Here is a 15,716-nt window from a genome sequence, read left to right as displayed (position 1 = left end):
CACTTCTACTATTGACAGAAAAACCATAAGGCGGTAAAACACATATTAAATCATATTTAGTGAATAAAAAATCAAATAAAACCAAAAATTAGGTATGATTAGTCAAATTTGAACTGTAACTTACCTCAAGAATGGATGTGTGAGAATGTTGAAAACCACGATCATTGGCGCAAGCGGCTACACAGGAGCAGAACTGGCTCTAATGGTAAATAAACACCCTGAGTTAACGCTATCAGGTTTGTTTGTCTCCGCCAACAGTGTAGATGCGGGTAAACCGATTTCTAGTCTGCATGGAAAATTAGCAGGTCTAATCGATATGCCAGTCGAGCCATTAGTCGACCCAGTTAGCGTAGCTAAAGAAGCGGATGTGGTTTTTCTTGCAACAGCACATGAGGTCAGCCATGACCTTGCGCCGATTTTTCTTGAGAACGGTTGCCAAGTTTTCGACCTGTCTGGCGCGTTCAGAGTTAAGGGTGAAAACTTCTATCAAGATTTTTATGGCTTTGAGCATCAGCATGAGCAGTGGCTTGATAGCGCTGCATATGGATTGGCTGAGTGGAATGAAGCTGAGATCAAAGAAGCGCAATTGGTGGCTGTTGCAGGCTGTTATCCAACGGCTTCTCAATTGGCAATTAAGCCTTTAGTTGAAAGCAAACTGTTAGACGAGAACCAATGGCCAGTGATTAACGCAACCAGCGGTGTCAGTGGTGCGGGCCGTAAGGCGAGTATGGTCAACAGTTTCTGTGAAGTAAGTTTACAGCCTTACGGGGTATTTAATCACCGTCACCAACCTGAAATTGCTGCGCACTTGGGCTGCGACGTTATTTTTACGCCGCACCTTGGCAACTTTAAGCGTGGCATTTTGGCAACCATCACCATGAAGTTGGCAGATGGCGTGACGAAAGAGCAGGTACAGCAAGCATTTGCTACCGCTTACCAAGATAAGCCAGCAGTGAGATTACTTGAAGAGACACTGCCAAGAATTCAAGACGTTGAACATACTCCATTCTGTGATTTGGGATGGAAGGTTCAGGGTCAACACATCATCGTTGTTTCAGCGATTGATAACTTGCTGAAGGGTGCATCTAGCCAAGCGATGCAGTGTTTAAATTTACGGTATGGCTTTGCGCCATTAACTGCGCTAGTGTAAGGAATTCTCTAATGAGCCAAAATAATCAACCATTAATCATAAAGTTAGGTGGCGCTGCACTTTCTTGTAGCGAAACGTTGAGCAAGCTTTTCGGGGCAATTTCACAGTACAAACAGCAAGCGCAGCGACCTATCGTCATCGTTCATGGCGGTGGCTATCTGGTTGATGAGCTGATGGGTAAGCTCAATCTAGAGACCGTAAAAAAGCAGGGCCTACGTGTTACTCCGTATGACCAGATTCCTGTAATTGCAGGTGCTCTGGCTGGTACAGCAAACAAGCTTCTTCAAGGACAAGCGATCAAAGACGGCCTCAATGCTGTGGGTCTAAGCCTTGCTGATGGCGGTTTATGTCAGGTAAGTGAACTAGACCCTGAATTGGGTGCGGTAGGCAAAGCAGCGCCGGGTAATTCTCAGGTTCTGCAAGCCATCCTAGATACGGGCGCACTGCCAATCATCAGCTCGATCGGTTTGACTGACCAAGGCCAATTGATGAACGTCAATGCAGACCAAGCTGCTGTTGCTGTCGCGGGCGCATTGGATGCAGAGTTGGTACTGCTATCAGATGTGAGCGGCGTTCTGGATGGGAAAGGTCATCTTATTCCAAGCCTAAACCAGCAACAAGCGGACGAGTTGATTGAAGGCAAAGTCATCACCGACGGCATGATCGTTAAAGTACAAGCGGCACTTGAAGCAGCTAATGACCTTGGCCGCCCAATTGAAGTCGCGACCTGGCGCTACCCAGACAAACTGGCACAACTATTTTCAGGTGAGAGCATCGGTACTCAGTTTTTACCTCAGTAACATGTTTTTATCTCAGTAGCTTCTGAACTCAGAAAGTGAAGTTAAAGAATTAATTAAGTCGAATGGATAAACCCCGAGGAGCTGACCGCCAAAGTGCAGGCCCGGGAATTTAGGAGAAACTCAAATGAGCAAGGTTAAAGTTAATAAAGTTGTTGTAGCCTATTCTGGCGGTCTAGATACTTCGGTAATCATTCCGTGGTTAAAAGAGAACTATGATTGTGAAGTAGTAGCGTTCGTGGCCGATGTTGGTCAAGGCGCAGAAGAGCTTGAAGGCATTGAAGAGAAAGCGAAAGCGTCTGGTGCTTCTGAGTGTTACATCGCTGACCTAAAAGAAGAGATGGTTGCAGACTACATCTTCCCAACGCTAAAAACGGGTGCTTACTACGAAGGTAAATACCTTCTAGGCACATCAATGGCTCGTCCAATCATTGCTAAGGCGCAAGTTGAAGTCGCACGTAAAGTGGGTGCTGACGCTCTATGTCACGGCTGTACTGGTAAAGGTAACGACCAAGTTCGTTTCGAGGGTGCGTTTGCTGCACTAGCACCGGATCTACACGTAATTGCACCATGGCGTGAGTGGGATCTTGTGAGCCGTGAAGAGTGTCTAGATTACCTAGCAGAGCGTAACATTCCTTGTACAGCTTCTCTAACCAAGATCTACTCGCGTGATGCAAACGCTTGGCACATCTCTACAGAGGGTGGTGTACTAGAAGATACATGGAATGCGCCAAACGAAGATTGTTGGGCATGGACTGTAGACCCAGAGCAAGCACCAAATGAATCTGAAACGGTAACGCTGAAGGTTGAAAAAGGTGAAGTGGTTGAAGTAGACGGCGAAGCAATGACGCCATACAACGCACTGGTTTACCTAAATGAAAAAGGTGCGAAGCACGGTGTTGGTCGTATCGATATCGTAGAGAACCGTCTTGTCGGTATGAAATCTCGTGGTTGTTACGAAACTCCAGGGGGCACGATCATCATGGAAGCACTGCGTGCGGTTGAGCAACTAGTGCTAGACAAAGCAGCATTCGAATTCCGTGAAGAGCTAGGTGTTAAGGCTTCTCACCTTGTATACGATGGCCGTTGGTTCACTCCGCTATGTAAATCAATCCTAGCGGCGACCGAAGAGCTAGCACAAGATGTGAATGGTGAAGTGGTTGTTAAGCTATACAAAGGTCATGCAACTGTGACTCAGAAGCGTTCTGACAACAGCCTGTACTCAGAAGAGTTTGCAACCTTTGGTGAAGATGAAGTTTACGACCAAAGCCACGCAGAAGGCTTTATCCGCCTTTACTCTCTATCAAGCCGTATCCGTGCTCTAAACAGCCAAAAGTAACGAATACAGTTACTTAAGATATTGGAAACTGTTCAAAGCCCATTCGCTATTTGTTTAGCGAGTGGGCTTTTTGTTTGGTGAATGCGCATCGGTTTTTACGACTGAATGGCATATAATCCCATCTCACGGCTGCAAGAAATCGTTTTTATCAGCTATTGGTGAATAAATATGTAAAAATAATGAATTTATACTTTATTTTTAATCTGATTTGCCGTAAGTTTAAACCATTAGAAAAAGACTGAATTTCAATCAGACTTATTATTTGCAAAACACAGTGAGCACTGGGCAATTAGGAGATACGCAATGGCATTATGGGGCGGGAGATTTACCCAAGCAGCAGATACACGGTTTAAAGATTTTAACGATTCACTTCGTTTTGACTACCGCTTGGCTGAGCAAGACATTGTGGGCTCAATTGCCTGGTCAAAAGCTCTACTGTCGGTCAACGTTCTAACTGCAGAAGAACAGCAAAGGCTTGAACTGGCGCTGAATGAACTGAAGTTAGAGGTGATGGAAGATCCTGAGCAAATCCTACGTTCGGATGCAGAGGATATTCACAGCTGGGTTGAACAGCAGCTTATCGGTAAGGTTGGTGATCTTGGTAAGAAGCTGCACACCGGCCGTTCTCGTAACGACCAAGTAGCGACAGACCTAAAACTTTGGTGTCGTCAGCAAGGTCAGCAATTGTTGATTGCGCTAGATCGCCTTCAAAGCCAAATGGTGAACGTGGCGGCTCAGCATCAAGGGACCGTTCTGCCGGGATATACTCACCTTCAACGTGCTCAGCCTGTCACCTTCGCTCACTGGTGTCTGGCATACGTTGAGATGTTCGAGCGTGATTACTCGCGTTTGAATGATGCAATTAAGCGCCTTGATACTTGTCCTCTGGGTTCTGGTGCTCTTGCGGGTACAGCATACCCAATGGACCGTGAAGCGCTGGCGCATAACTTAGGTTTCCGTCGTGCAACACGTAACTCTCTCGATTCAGTCTCTGACCGTGACCATGTGATGGAGCTGATGTCGATTGCTTCTATCTCTATGCTTCATCTGTCACGTCTCGCTGAAGATATGATTTTCTACAACTCTGGTGAATCAAACTTCATCGAGTTAGCAGACACCGTGACGTCAGGTTCATCTCTGATGCCACAGAAGAAAAACCCAGATGCGCTTGAACTTATCCGTGGTAAAACCGGCCGTGTCTACGGTTCACTTGCTGGCATGATGATGACAGTGAAAGCTCTACCTTTGGCTTACAACAAAGACATGCAGGAAGACAAAGAGGGTCTATTTGATGCTCTAGATACTTGGAATGACTGTATGGAGATGGCAGCGCTTTGTTTCGACGGCATCAAAGTCAACGGCGAACGTACGCTAGAAGCGGCGAAACAAGGTTATGCAAACTCGACAGAGCTCGCTGATTACCTAGTAGCAAAAGGCATTCCTTTCCGTGAAGCGCACCATATTGTCGGTGTAACTGTTGTCGCGGCTATTGCTAAAGGCTGTGCTCTGGAAGAGTTGTCTATCGCAGAGATGAAAGAGTTCTCTGAGGTGATTGAAGAAGATGTGTACGACATCCTGACCATTGAATCGTGTCTTGAGAAGCGTAGTGCTCTGGGTGGTGTATCACCAAAACAGGTGGCTTACGCAGTCGATCAAGCCGAGAAGCGTCTCGCGCAGCGTGATACCTCAATTGTTAAGGTGCGTCCTGCACGCTTGACCGATGTTGAAGCGCTGGAAGGTATGGTGGCGTACTGGGCGAATATGGGTGAGAACCTACCACGTTCACGCAATGAATTAGTACGTGATATAGGCTCGTTTGCGGTCGCTGAGCATCACGGTGAAGTGACAGGTTGTGCATCACTTTACGTATATGACTCAGGCCTAGCTGAGATTCGCTCTTTAGGCGTCGAAGCGGGTTGGCAAGGTCAAGGACAAGGCTCTGCGATTGTTCAACATCTTGTAGAGAAAGCACGTCAGATGGCAATTAAGAAGGTGTTTGTATTAACACGTACACCAGAGTTCTTTATGAAGCATGACTTCTTGCCTACGTCGAAGTCGCTACTGCCAGAGAAAGTGCTTAAAGATTGTGATCAGTGTCCTCGTCAGCACGCTTGTGATGAAGTCGCACTAGAGGTCAACCTTGTGGAACAAGTGATTACTAAGACAAACGTTGCATAAAGTGTTGATTTTAAAGTTCTTAGAAAAAAGATAAAAAAAGATCGTTTTTCTGGGAACAAATTAAGGGAAGCACGGTCTATTAAAGTACCACTGCTTTTTCTTAGAATTTTCTAAGAAAGCCCTGAAACCGATTGGCTTCAGGGCTTTTTTTATGCCTGCTACTTTTTCTGCCTAACCAGTTAATCGGCCATTTACCTCAATGAGTCGCAGTGTTGTTTAACTGGTTGACGATCTTTTTCGATTCTTTCTTCTTGGTAAGATAAGCCACTTCATGATCCAATGGATCATCAACAGTCCGCTAAAGGCGCTCGCAGCCATTAAAAGTGCTATCGCATTAATGCTCTTTGGTTGGTCTGAGAAAAATAACCACCAGACTCCCCAGCTTAGAATCGATAACACCATCAACTGATTCATGCAGCGCTGGCATCGTCCGAGTTTGTCGCGGATTTTTTCGCTTTTATTGCAGTGCTTACATGTCATCTTGGGTTGAATTCGCGTTATCCTAATGGTCTTTGATAATAACACGTCACCCTATGGTTAATCACGGTGACACCGAGAGAGAAAGTGATGATTGAACGCCAAGAAACCAAACAACGTATGAGTCGTATCGTAAAGCACAACGGTACGATTTACCTATGTGGTCAAGTGTGTGCGGATGCGACACAAGGCATCAAAGAGCAGACTCAAACCATGCTAGACAAGGTAGAAACGCTACTTGAGCAAGCAGGTAGTGATAAAGAGCACATGCTTTCTGCAACTATCTACCTGAAAACCATGGATGATTTCCAAGAAATGAATGCAGTATGGGATGCATGGGTACCAGAAGGTCACGCACCAGCTCGCGCCTGTGTAACAGCAGACATGGCTCGTGAAGCGCTGTTGGTTGAGATCTCGGTAATTGCTGCAGAGAAGAGCAGCAGCTGCTGTTAATTTTTCGGGCAACGTAAGAGATTCCGGACACCTCGTCCCTCGATTCAGGAATGACGGGTTAAGTTTTGGTTTAGTGTCTTAAATAAACCAACGTCATTCCCGAAAGCGACGAAGGAGCGTAATCGGGAATCTGTTATTTGCTCGTTGCCAAAAACAAAAAGGAAAGCCAATGGCTTTCCTTTTTAGTATCTAATCTATGTGTTCTGTCTCAATCCACCGAGATTAACAACCAGGACCACAGTCTAGACAGTGTTTCACCATTTCTGGGCCTAAGTGCAGTTTCGCATTGAGGTCACGCAGTGCGGTTCGTACACCTTCTTCAATCACTGGGTGGTAAAACGGCATGTCTAACATTTCTGATACCGTCATCTTGTTCTGGTGTGCCCATGCTAGCAAGTGCGCTAAGTGCTCTGCGTTTGGTCCCATCATCTCCGCGCCAAGGAAGAGACCTGTCCCTTGCTCACCGTAAACGTGCAGAATACCTTTGTTGCGTAGCATCACTCGTGAGCGACCTTGGTTCTCGAAAGACACTTCACCCGTAGCGAAACATCCACAAGTGCCTAAACGGGTAGTGATCTCTTTGTAGGTTTCACCGACCATCGCGATTTGCGGATCAGAGAAAACCGCTGAGATTTTAGAGCGGCGCAGCCCTGCTCGAATCTCTGGGAAGCGACCAGCGTTATCACCCGCGATACGTGCTTGGTCTGCTGCTTCGTGTAGCAGAGGCAGTTGGTTGCTTGCATCACCAGCAATAAATATCGATGGTAACGATGTTTGTAGCGTGTAATGGTCGGCAATAGGTACACCACGCTCATCTAGCTCTAGAGAGGTGTTTTCTAGACCAAGCTTGTCCGTATTTGGGCGACGACCTGTTGCTGCCAGTACGTACTCAACGATGTTGGTCTCTAGTTCACCTTGCTTATTGATGAATTGGATTTCAACACGCGGCTCACCAGATTCAATGGTAATACGTTTCATGCTTTCGATTTTTACATCAGCATCTAGGTAGAACTCTTCGTTAAAGGCTTTGTCTGCGTAAGCCATAATTTCTGGGTCTGTCACAGGGCCAACCTGACCACCTAAACCGAATAGCTTGGTTTGAACCCCCAGACGATGTAATGACTGGCCTAGCTCTAAACCAATGACGCCTGGTCCAAATACGGCAACGGATTGCGGTAAATCATCCCAGTTGAACACGTCATCATTGATGAGCAGACGATCGCCCAGTTCATTCCAAACCGCAGGATATGCTGGGCGAGAACCTGTCGCGATCACAATGCGTTTAGCATTCACGACAGTATGGTCATCGACTTGAAGCGTGTTGTCGTCTAAGAATTTTGCATAACCAACAATCTTGTCTTGCGCAGGAATTTCATCGACGCCTTCTAAAACAAAACCAACAAAACGGTCACGCTCGCGTTTCACTCGGTCCATTACTTCGCGGCCGTTGATGATGGTTTCACCTTGTGGGTGAACACCAAATGCCGGTGCTTTTTCGATTTGGTGAACACTTTCTGCTGCAGCAATCAGCAACTTAGAAGGCATACACCCAACTCGAGCGCAAGTGGTACCGTATGGACCACCTTCAATCATCACTACACTGTCAGTGTGTGCTTTTGCAGCACGGTACGAACCTAGACCAGCTGTACCGCCCCCGATAACTGCGACATCGACATTGACTTGTTTCATAATAATTTCTCGCAATGGTTAAATTAAACTTACGCGACTCCCTCCAACTCTGATGGTGCATTGAGAGTCAGGATAGTGGCGTTTTGTGGTTTGTTTTATTAGGTTTAGCCTGTGGCTGTGGATAAAGCGAGCCACAAGCTAGATTCAACCCGATAGGGTTAGCCAACCCACTGGTAAGCGGGTTAGCAATTTGGCAATGATTAGCCTAGGAAAGTTTCTAGCTCTTCGCTACCACCGATGTGTTTACCACCGATGAAAACTTGAGGAACTGTAGAGCGGCCAGAGATAGCACGCAGGCTTACTGTTGTTGCATCTTTACCTAGTACCACTTCTTCGTAGTTTAGGCCTTTGTCGATTAGGTTCTGTTTTGCTTTCATGCAGAACGGGCAACCTGGCTTAGTGAACACTGTGATTGACTCTTGCTCTTTGTGCTCAGGTGCAATGTAGTTAAGCATAGTGTCTGCATCAGAAACCTTGAATGGGTCGCCTGGTACGTCTTCTTCGATGAACATTTTCTCTACCACGCCGTTTTTAACCAGCATGCTGTAGCGCCATGAACGTTTGCCAAAGCCAATGTCGTTCTTCTCAACTAACATGCCCATGCCGTCTGTGAAGTCACCGTTACCGTCTGGAATGAAGGTGATGTTTTCAGCTTCTTGGTCTGCTTTCCAAGCGTTCATTACGAATGTGTCATTCACTGATACACACAGAATGTCATCAACACCGTTCTCTTTAAATACCGAGTAAAGCTCGTTGTAACGTGGCAAGTGGCTTGAAGAACAAGTTGGTGTAAATGCGCCCGGCAAGCTAAATACGATAACCGTCTTGTCTTTGAATAGCTCTTCTGTTGTAACGTTTACCCAAGCATCACCTTGGCGAGTAGGGAATGTTACTTGAGGAATTGATTGACCTTCTTTAGATGCAAACATAATGGTTTCCTTAGAGATTACTTTTAATTTGGTTCGTATAGAGCTTAGCGTTTTTCTGCGCTCTGTTTCGTTTTGTTGAGCCCATTATTAGATAAATCCTTTGATAGCTCTAATCGTTTGATGTTATGGTTTTGATAGGTATTTTCTATTAAGGGTTCTCCTTTATAGGAAATGCATTCTTTACACCTTAGGTAAGAGACCAATCATGAACATTCGTGACTTTGAATACTTGGTGGCTTTAGCCGAGCATAAACATTTTCGAAAAGCCGCAGAGGCGTGCTTTGTCAGTCAACCTACTTTGAGCGGCCAGATCCGTAAGCTTGAAGAGGAGATCGGATTACAACTGACTGAACGTAGCCCAAGGAAGGTAATTTTTACTGAGTCTGGATTGCAGTTGGTGGAGCAGGCTAAGCGTATCTTGAATGAGGTGAAGACTTTTAAAGATATGGCGAGTGGTCATGGCGATGCGATGACTGGACCAATGCACATTGGCTTTATTCCAACAGTGGGACCTTATATCTTGCCTAAGATTGTTCCTCACTTGAAAGAGCAGTTCCCAGAACTCGAGCTGTTTTTGCATGAAGCTCAAACGCACCAACTGGTGAGCCAATTAGAAGATGGTAAGCTCGATTGTCTAGTATTAGCTGCGGTAGATGAGACCGCTGTTTTTAAAGAGATCGATGTTTACGATGAGCCACTAAGTGTTGCGGTTCCGTGTGACCATGAATGGGCGGAACAAGATAGCGTCGATATGCTTCAGCTCAATGGTAAAACAGTATTGGCTCTTGGTGATGGTCACTGTCTCCGCGACCAAGCATTGGGTTTCTGCTTTGCAGCTGGCGCACGAGATGATGAACGCTTTAAAGCAACCAGCCTTGAAACGCTGCGTAATATGGTGGCTGCTGGTGCGGGCATCACGTTGCTTCCCGAGCTATCCCTGCCTGCTGAAAAGAAAAAAGACGGCGTATGCTACGTGCCTGCGGTGAATCCAACCCCTTCTCGCCGCATCGTAGTCGCATACCGACCGGGATCGCCACTGCGTGGTCGATTCGAACAGCTTGCAGAAGCGATTCGTACGCAATTAGAAAAATAACGCTATAGAGCTTTGAGCTTATAGTTTACAGATAAAAAGAGGGCTGATACTTAGGTATCAGCCCTCTTTAATTGGTGCTTAGTTGGATTAGAACAGCTCTTCTTCAGCGTCACCTGATGATGAGTAGATATCATCACCAAAGCGCTCGCTGATGTACTCTGTAGGTTCAGTGCCTTTCACGAAGTATTCAAACATCGAAGAACCATCAGATTTGTTGGTCAGGAGACCGGTGTCTCTATCAATTCGCACTCGTACGATATCTTCTGGGATCTCTTTACGCTGCGCAGGTACATCTTTCAGAGCTAAGCCCATGAAGTCAACCCAAGCTGGTTGTGCGGTTTTAGCACCCGCTTCCGCACCAGTAATCTGGTCTTTACCTAAATTACTGTTGTTTTTAGTGCGACCTAGGTTGCGGTTATGGTTATCAAAACCAACCCACACGGTGGCTACAATGCCAGGGCCGTAACCGCTGTACCAAGTGTCTTTTGAGTCATTGGTCGTACCGGTTTTGCCACCAATATCTCGACGCTTCAGTGGTTGAGCACGCCAACCAGTGCCGTTCCAACCTGTGCCTTCGCGCCAGTTACCACCGCCCCAGATGTTGCTGTACATCATTTCACGAACTAGGAATGCGGTCTGTTCTGAGATGACTTGTGGCGCGTATTGTGTTTCGGCATCAACGTCTTGCTCAGCAAACTCGTCAGCAACAGGATCTGTTTCTAGGTTCGCTTCACAGTCTTGGTGACAAACGACTTTTGGTGAAGCTTCAAATTCTACGTCACCAAATGGGCTTTCAACACGACTGATGTAGAAAGGTTCCACATAGTAGCCACCATTCGCAAATACCGAGTAACCTTGAGCCACTTTCATTGGCGTTAAGCTACCTGCACCCAGTGCGATGGTTTCCGAGCGAGGTACTTCATCAATATCAAAACCAAAGCGTGTTAGGTAGTTACGAGTATCATCTAAGCCCACTTCACGTAGTACACGTACCGCCATTACGTTTTTCGATTGTGCTAAGCCAATGCGAAGACGAGTTGGACCCACATACGTTGGTGGTGAATTCTTCGGACGCCACGCTGTCCCTTGGCTCTTATCCCATTGGTTAATCGGAGCATCGTTGATCAGCGATGCTAGCGTTAAGCCTTTGTCGATAGCTGCAGAGTAGATGAAAGGCTTGATACCTGAACCTACTTGGCGGATTGATTGGGTTGCACGGTTAAACTTGTTGTGAACAAAGTTGAAACCACCAACCATAGAAAGTACAGCGCCATTATCAGGGTTCATTGCGACAAATGCGGTGTTTGCATTTGGCACTTGGCTTAGGCGCCAGTTAGTTGGTGCAGCATTAGCGACTTCGGTTGCCTCTTCATTCTCTTCGGCCGTTGCTTCTTTGCCAGAGATAGTTTCGCTACGAACCCAGATCTGTTCACCTACTGCCAAGATCTCTTGTGCGTTTGATGGGGCAGGGCCTTGGCGGTCGTCAGTTAGGAACTTACGTGCCCAGTTCATGCCTTGCCATTCAATCACGCCTTCACCTTGGTTTTTAACCCAAACGTGAGCGCGTTGAGCATCTACTTTGGTCACGACAGCCGGTGTTAAATCACCATAGGTCGGTTGTGATTTTAGGTGTTTAACGATCTGTTCTTGATCCCAAGCAGCTTGCTCGGTTTGCCAAAGTACTTTTTCAGCACCGCGATAGCCGTGTCGCTCATCGTAGTTAAGAAGGTTAGTGATAGCTGCGCGGTTTGCGGCATCTTGCAGAGTTGAATCAACCGTCGTGTAGACCTTCATACCTGATGTGTAGGCATCTTCACCGTAGCGTTCTACCATCCAAGCACGAGCAACTTCTGCGACATAAGGTGCGCTCAGTTCGATCTCTGCGCCGTGGTATTTTGAAACTAACTCTTCGGCACGAGCTTCATCGTACTCTTCTTGAGTGATGTATTTCTCATCCAGCATTCGACCTAGCACCACGTTACGACGATTGGTCGCACGCTCTAGTGAGTAGATCGGGTTCATGGTTGATGGCGCTTTTGGCATACCGGCTAGTGTTGCGATTTCGCTTAGGGTCAGATCTGGAAGATCTTTACCAAAGTAAACGCGTGCAGCCGCACCGAAACCATAGGAGCGGTGACCCAAGAAAATCTTGTTCACGTACAGTTCCATGATCTCTTCTTTGCTCAGCAGTTGCTCGATGTGGATCGCGATGAAGATCTCTTTGATCTTACGCATAATCTTTTTCTCATTAGATAAGAAGAAGTTACGCGCAAGCTGTTGGGTAATCGTACTCGCGCCCTGTTTTGCTGAGCCAGACATAGCAACAACAATCGCAGCACGAGTAATACCAATCGGGTCGATGCCAGGGTGGTCGTAGAAGCGGCTATCTTCGGTAGCGATGAGTGCTTCAACTAGGTGACGAGGAATTTCGTCGTAGCTGACAGGGTTGCGTCGCTTTTCACCAAATTGAGAGATCAATTTGCCGTCTTGACTGAAGACTTGCATTGGCGTTTGAAGTTCAACATCGCGTAGTGTCGCGACATCTGGCAATTCTGGTTTTACGTAATAATAAAAACCAAAAATTGTACTGACTCCAAGAATCATGCAAACCAATGTAAATATGAATAATCGCTTTATGAACTTCACCGGATAATCCCTGATTAGTTAAGGCTGATAAGCAGCAAACCCTTGTACTCTAGACTAAAAACTTAGCTTTCGTTTATTAACGCTTATTTAACCAATAATCACAACCCCTATATAAGCAACGAAATGCTTGGCATGTCAGGAGCTGGTATGGGTTCGTCATTAGTTACAGGTATAGATATAAACAATCACAGCATCAAAGCTGTGGTTTTAAAGCCCGTTGGAGAGTTATATGCCTTAGTGGGGTACAAAGAACTGCCTATTACGGACGACATTTTCACAGATAACCACACCTTGGAGTATCAGAAAACTGTAAAGAAACTCAAAGAACTTAGGAAAGGCTTACCGTTTGGCTGTCGTCATGCGGCCATCTCAGTCCCAGATAATACCGTGATTAGCAAAATCTTGCAGATAGAAAGTGACCTGGAAGACCGAGAAAAAGAGTTCTCTATCTATCAAACCTTCGCTCATCAATCGCCTTTCCCGATTGAGGAACTGAGCTTGGATTTCATTAAATTGGATGATAAGCGATTTGGTAAAGGTTCAACCACCAGTTATCAGGTTTATGCGACGCGCAAAGAGGTGGTGGAAAGCCGCTCTCAAGCGCTGACTAAAGCAGGCTTTCGTCCAATTGTGGTCGACACTCAAGCCCATGGACTGCTCAACATTTGGCAGTTGGCAACTCGACTTTATCCAGAGAAACAGAGTTGGATCATCATCGATATTGGCGTGAATCAAACCTCGCTCGGGCTTATCCCTCAAAGTGGGGTGCCTTTCTTTAAAGACATCGCATTTGGTACTCAAGCGCTCTATCAGTCAGAGTATTTCGGAGATGTTTCAAGCCCTTTTGGTTCAGCAGAGCAGACCCAAGCCTTTACCGTGAATCTGATCGAAAAACTCAAACGGCAGTTTCAGCTCTATGCGTCGGTTAACTCGTTGCAGGCGTTACGAGGGATTTGGTTGATGGGAGAAGGGGCAGAAACACCGATGCTCGTCGAGCAACTAGAGCGTCATTTTCAGTTGGCTTGTGAGCCTCTTAACCCATTAGCCCTGTTTGAAAATAAGGCTTCTACTAAGCGTTATAAGAATATGGATCGTCATGTCTTTGGTATTGCTGCAGGGATGGCCGTGAGTGGCTTGAAATGGCGAGGAGTGAAGCATGTTGCATCAAATTAATCTCCTTCCTTGGCGTGATGAGCTTCGAGCGCAACACAAGAAACGCTTCATTCAGTTGGTGATCTTAGGCACCTTGATGGCGGTCATGGGGCAGTGGGCGATTGGGCACTATTTCCAACAAGAAAAAGCTCGTCAGCAAGCCCGTCTTAACTATCTTGAACAGTATATTGGTCAGCTTGATAAACAGATTCGTTCTTTGAAAGTGGCAGAGCGGGAGCATAAAGCCATTCTAACTCGGTTAGATGTGGTGGAGTCTTTACAGTCTGGGCGCAACAAAACCACTCACTTTATGAATCTGATGCCTGAACTTATCCCAGAAGGCGTCTATGTCGATAAGATTAAGATGAATGGACAAGAAATTGAGATGTCTGGGATCAGCGACAGTACCGCACGGCTTGCCACCATGCTCGATAACCTAGAGCGTTCTCCTTCCCTTAATAATGTTGAAATGCACTCTATTGTGCACAATCGCAAGCGTTTTAATAAAGAGTTTCAAACCTTTAAGGTTTCATTTGGTTTTGTTCCCTCCTCTGTAGATCAGATGCCAGCACTTAACGCAGCTCAAGGGGCGTCACATGGTTAATTTTCAAGATCTCGATGTCGATGAAATTACGGAGTGGCCGCTGTTACCGCAGCTGTTGGTGATCGTTTTACTGATGTTAATCATCCAAGGCTTCGGAGCTTGGTTCTATGTAATGCCACTCAATGACGAGTTAGAGCAGATGAAACAGCAAGAGCAGACGCTAAAAACCACCCTTCGAATTAAAGCCAATAAAGTGGCCACTTTGCCTGCGTTGCAGAATCAACTCGATGAATTGACCAGTCGTTACGACTATCTACTTGAACAGTTACCAGTGCAAAAAGAGTTGGCGAGTATGCTTGCCTCGGTTAACGAGCTCGGTCTAGATAACAAACTCACCTTTACACGCATTGATTGGGGCGAAAAACAGAACAAGGCCTTCTTATATAGCTTACCTCTGAATATCGAGCTGACAGGTGATTACCATGAAATTGGTGACTTTTCCGCAGCAATAGCCAAGTTGCCGCGCATCATTAACTTTGATGATGTGACTTGGCAGAGGGTCAGCCAAGAGAGCAGTACTCTGCATTTTCGTGTTCGCGCATACACCTACCAATTTAAGGCAGAGGTGAAAGATGAATCTCGTTAGAGCCTTGCTGGTGCTGTTGATTGTCTCAGTTGTTGCTGGGTGTAAGGCCAACCAAGATTCGTTAGAGGATTTTGTTGTGCAGGTAGAGGCTCGAGCACGTAAAGATGTGGAGCAGTTAGGACCTACCTCTGAGTTTGTCGCTGTGCAATATCAGCAAAAGACCCACCGCTCACCGTTTGAGTTGCCCAAAGAGGCGATTGTACTGACACAGCCTAAAGCGAAAAAGGATTGCTGGCAGCCAACGCGACGTAGTCGTACCGGGAAGTTAGAAAAATACCCGCTTGACCAGTTGCGACTCAAGGGAGTTATGGGCAGTGGCAGTCAGGTGTCTGGCCTTGTTCAAACTCCAAAAGGCAATGTCGTTAAAGTGCAGAAAGACCAGTTCATTGGCTTAAATAATGGACGTATTACTAAGGTCACCAGTCAGTACGTAATGATTAATGAAACCCTTCCAGATGGTCTAGGTTGTTGGCATCGACGCAATGTCCGCTTAGCTCTCAAATAAACCAACCACATGCCGTGGATTAGAGATGTAAATATGATTAAAGGAATAAATCGGGGATTGAGCCGAGTGTACCAAGCTGCTTTCGTTGTGTTGCTATGCTGCGTCACGGTTGGGGCTA

14 protein-coding genes are annotated in these 15,716 nt (G+C 46.3%); 10 read left to right on the top strand and 4 right to left on the bottom strand.

Annotated features, from left to right (window positions below):
* Nucleotides 1–145 precede the first annotated feature (145 nt).
* The 4 genes from argC (at nt 146) to argH (ending at nt 5,464) form a co-directional block, all read left to right on the top strand.
* Nucleotides 146–1,150, top strand: coding sequence for an N-acetyl-gamma-glutamyl-phosphate reductase (argC, locus tag OCV50_RS13285; protein ID WP_261903249.1), 1,005 nt, complete (start codon nt 146–148; stop codon nt 1,148–1,150).
* An 11-nt stretch (nt 1,151–1,161) separates the two neighbouring features.
* Complete coding sequence (gene argB / locus OCV50_RS13280; RefSeq protein WP_239841926.1) at nt 1,162–1,950, top strand: acetylglutamate kinase; 789 nt, start codon at nt 1,162–1,164, stop codon at nt 1,948–1,950.
* A gap of 124 nt (nt 1,951–2,074) precedes the next feature.
* Nucleotides 2,075–3,286 (top strand): argininosuccinate synthase, encoded by a 1,212-nt coding sequence (locus OCV50_RS13275; RefSeq protein WP_239841925.1) that lies wholly within the window; start codon nt 2,075–2,077, stop codon nt 3,284–3,286.
* A 303-nt stretch (nt 3,287–3,589) separates the two neighbouring features.
* Nucleotides 3,590–5,464 carry an argininosuccinate lyase gene (gene argH, locus OCV50_RS13270; protein WP_261903248.1) on the top strand — a complete coding sequence of 625 codons (1,875 nt, stop codon included), beginning with the start codon at nt 3,590–3,592 and terminating at the stop codon, nt 5,462–5,464.
* 216 nt (nt 5,465–5,680) lie between these two features.
* On the opposite strand, the gene OCV50_RS13265 is transcribed toward argH, so the two are convergent.
* Entirely contained in the window at nt 5,681–5,944 is a 264-nt protein-coding gene (locus tag OCV50_RS13265) for a DUF3624 domain-containing protein (protein WP_239841923.1), read from the bottom strand.
* Between the two features lie 87 nt (nt 5,945–6,031).
* Between OCV50_RS13265 and OCV50_RS13260 the strand changes: the two genes are divergently transcribed.
* Nucleotides 6,032–6,394, top strand: a complete 363-nt coding sequence (locus OCV50_RS13260; protein WP_261903247.1) for a RidA family protein — start codon at nt 6,032–6,034, stop codon at nt 6,392–6,394.
* Nucleotides 6,395–6,616: 222 nt separating this feature from the next.
* Here OCV50_RS13260 and OCV50_RS13255 read toward each other — a convergent pair whose 3' ends face one another.
* Both OCV50_RS13255 and OCV50_RS13250 read right to left on the bottom strand, forming a co-directional pair.
* On the bottom strand, nt 6,617–8,083 hold the full coding sequence (locus OCV50_RS13255) for a dihydrolipoyl dehydrogenase (RefSeq protein ID WP_261903246.1): 1,467 nt from the start codon (nt 8,081–8,083) through the stop codon (nt 6,617–6,619).
* A 200-nt stretch (nt 8,084–8,283) separates the two neighbouring features.
* The gene (locus OCV50_RS13250) at nt 8,284–9,012 is read right to left on the bottom strand and encodes a glutathione peroxidase (RefSeq protein WP_239841921.1); all 729 of its coding nucleotides are present in this window, start codon (nt 9,010–9,012) and stop codon (nt 8,284–8,286) included.
* Nucleotides 9,013–9,217: 205 nt separating this feature from the next.
* Between OCV50_RS13250 and oxyR the strand changes: the two genes are divergently transcribed.
* A complete protein-coding gene (gene oxyR / locus OCV50_RS13245) occupies nt 9,218–10,105 on the top strand; it encodes a DNA-binding transcriptional regulator OxyR (RefSeq protein ID WP_239841920.1) in 888 nt (295 codons plus the stop codon).
* Between the two features lie 87 nt (nt 10,106–10,192).
* On the opposite strand, the gene OCV50_RS13240 is transcribed toward oxyR, so the two are convergent.
* The gene (locus tag OCV50_RS13240; RefSeq protein ID WP_261903245.1) at nt 10,193–12,751 is read right to left on the bottom strand and encodes a penicillin-binding protein 1A; all 2,559 of its coding nucleotides are present in this window, start codon (nt 12,749–12,751) and stop codon (nt 10,193–10,195) included.
* A gap of 147 nt (nt 12,752–12,898) precedes the next feature.
* Between OCV50_RS13240 and pilM the strand changes: the two genes are divergently transcribed.
* Genes pilM through OCV50_RS13220 form a run of 4 tightly spaced genes read left to right on the top strand, consistent with a single transcriptional unit; the run spans nt 12,899 to nt 15,598 of the window.
* Nucleotides 12,899–13,924 (top strand): type IV pilus assembly protein PilM, encoded by a 1,026-nt coding sequence (pilM, locus tag OCV50_RS13235; protein WP_261903244.1) that lies wholly within the window; start codon nt 12,899–12,901, stop codon nt 13,922–13,924.
* On the top strand, nt 13,908–14,507 hold the full coding sequence (locus tag OCV50_RS13230) for a PilN domain-containing protein (protein ID WP_261903243.1): 600 nt from the start codon (nt 13,908–13,910) through the stop codon (nt 14,505–14,507). Before pilM ends, OCV50_RS13230 begins: the two co-directional genes overlap by 17 nt.
* Nucleotides 14,500–15,093, top strand: coding sequence for a type IV pilus inner membrane component PilO (pilO, locus tag OCV50_RS13225; RefSeq protein ID WP_239841916.1), 594 nt, complete (start codon nt 14,500–14,502; stop codon nt 15,091–15,093). Before OCV50_RS13230 ends, pilO begins: the two co-directional genes overlap by 8 nt.
* Nucleotides 15,080–15,598, top strand: coding sequence for a pilus assembly protein PilP (locus OCV50_RS13220; protein WP_261903242.1), 519 nt, complete (start codon nt 15,080–15,082; stop codon nt 15,596–15,598). Before pilO ends, OCV50_RS13220 begins: the two co-directional genes overlap by 14 nt.
* Nucleotides 15,599–15,716: the final 118 nt, after the last annotated feature.

The organism is Vibrio fortis (genome assembly GCF_024347475.1).
Lineage (GTDB): Bacteria > Pseudomonadota > Gammaproteobacteria > Enterobacterales > Vibrionaceae > Vibrio > Vibrio fortis.
This window is presented reverse-complemented; position numbering and strand designations above follow the sequence as displayed.

Excerpts from the sequence above, each read along its gene's own strand:
- oxyR (WP_239841920.1), top strand. The coding sequence starts at position 9,218 with ATGAACATTCGTGACTTTGAATACTTGGTGGCTTTAGCCGAGCATAAA.
- pilO (WP_239841916.1), top strand. The coding sequence starts at position 14,500 with ATGGTTAATTTTCAAGATCTCGATGTCGATGAAATTACGGAGTGGCCG.
- OCV50_RS13265 (WP_239841923.1), bottom strand. The coding sequence starts at position 5,944 with ATGACATGTAAGCACTGCAATAAAAGCGAAAAAATCCGCGACAAACTC.
- OCV50_RS13230 (WP_261903243.1), top strand. The coding sequence starts at position 13,908 with ATGTTGCATCAAATTAATCTCCTTCCTTGGCGTGATGAGCTTCGAGCG.
- argH (WP_261903248.1), top strand. The coding sequence starts at position 3,590 with ATGGCATTATGGGGCGGGAGATTTACCCAAGCAGCAGATACACGGTTT.
- argB (WP_239841926.1), top strand. The coding sequence starts at position 1,162 with ATGAGCCAAAATAATCAACCATTAATCATAAAGTTAGGTGGCGCTGCA.
- OCV50_RS13255 (WP_261903246.1), bottom strand. The coding sequence starts at position 8,083 with ATGAAACAAGTCAATGTCGATGTCGCAGTTATCGGGGGCGGTACAGCT.
- pilM (WP_261903244.1), top strand. The coding sequence starts at position 12,899 with ATGGGTTCGTCATTAGTTACAGGTATAGATATAAACAATCACAGCATC.
- OCV50_RS13275 (WP_239841925.1), top strand. The coding sequence starts at position 2,075 with ATGAGCAAGGTTAAAGTTAATAAAGTTGTTGTAGCCTATTCTGGCGGT.
- argC (WP_261903249.1), top strand. The coding sequence starts at position 146 with ATGTTGAAAACCACGATCATTGGCGCAAGCGGCTACACAGGAGCAGAA.
- OCV50_RS13260 (WP_261903247.1), top strand. The coding sequence starts at position 6,032 with ATGATTGAACGCCAAGAAACCAAACAACGTATGAGTCGTATCGTAAAG.
- OCV50_RS13250 (WP_239841921.1), bottom strand. The coding sequence starts at position 9,012 with ATGTTTGCATCTAAAGAAGGTCAATCAATTCCTCAAGTAACATTCCCT.
- OCV50_RS13220 (WP_261903242.1), top strand. The coding sequence starts at position 15,080 with ATGAATCTCGTTAGAGCCTTGCTGGTGCTGTTGATTGTCTCAGTTGTT.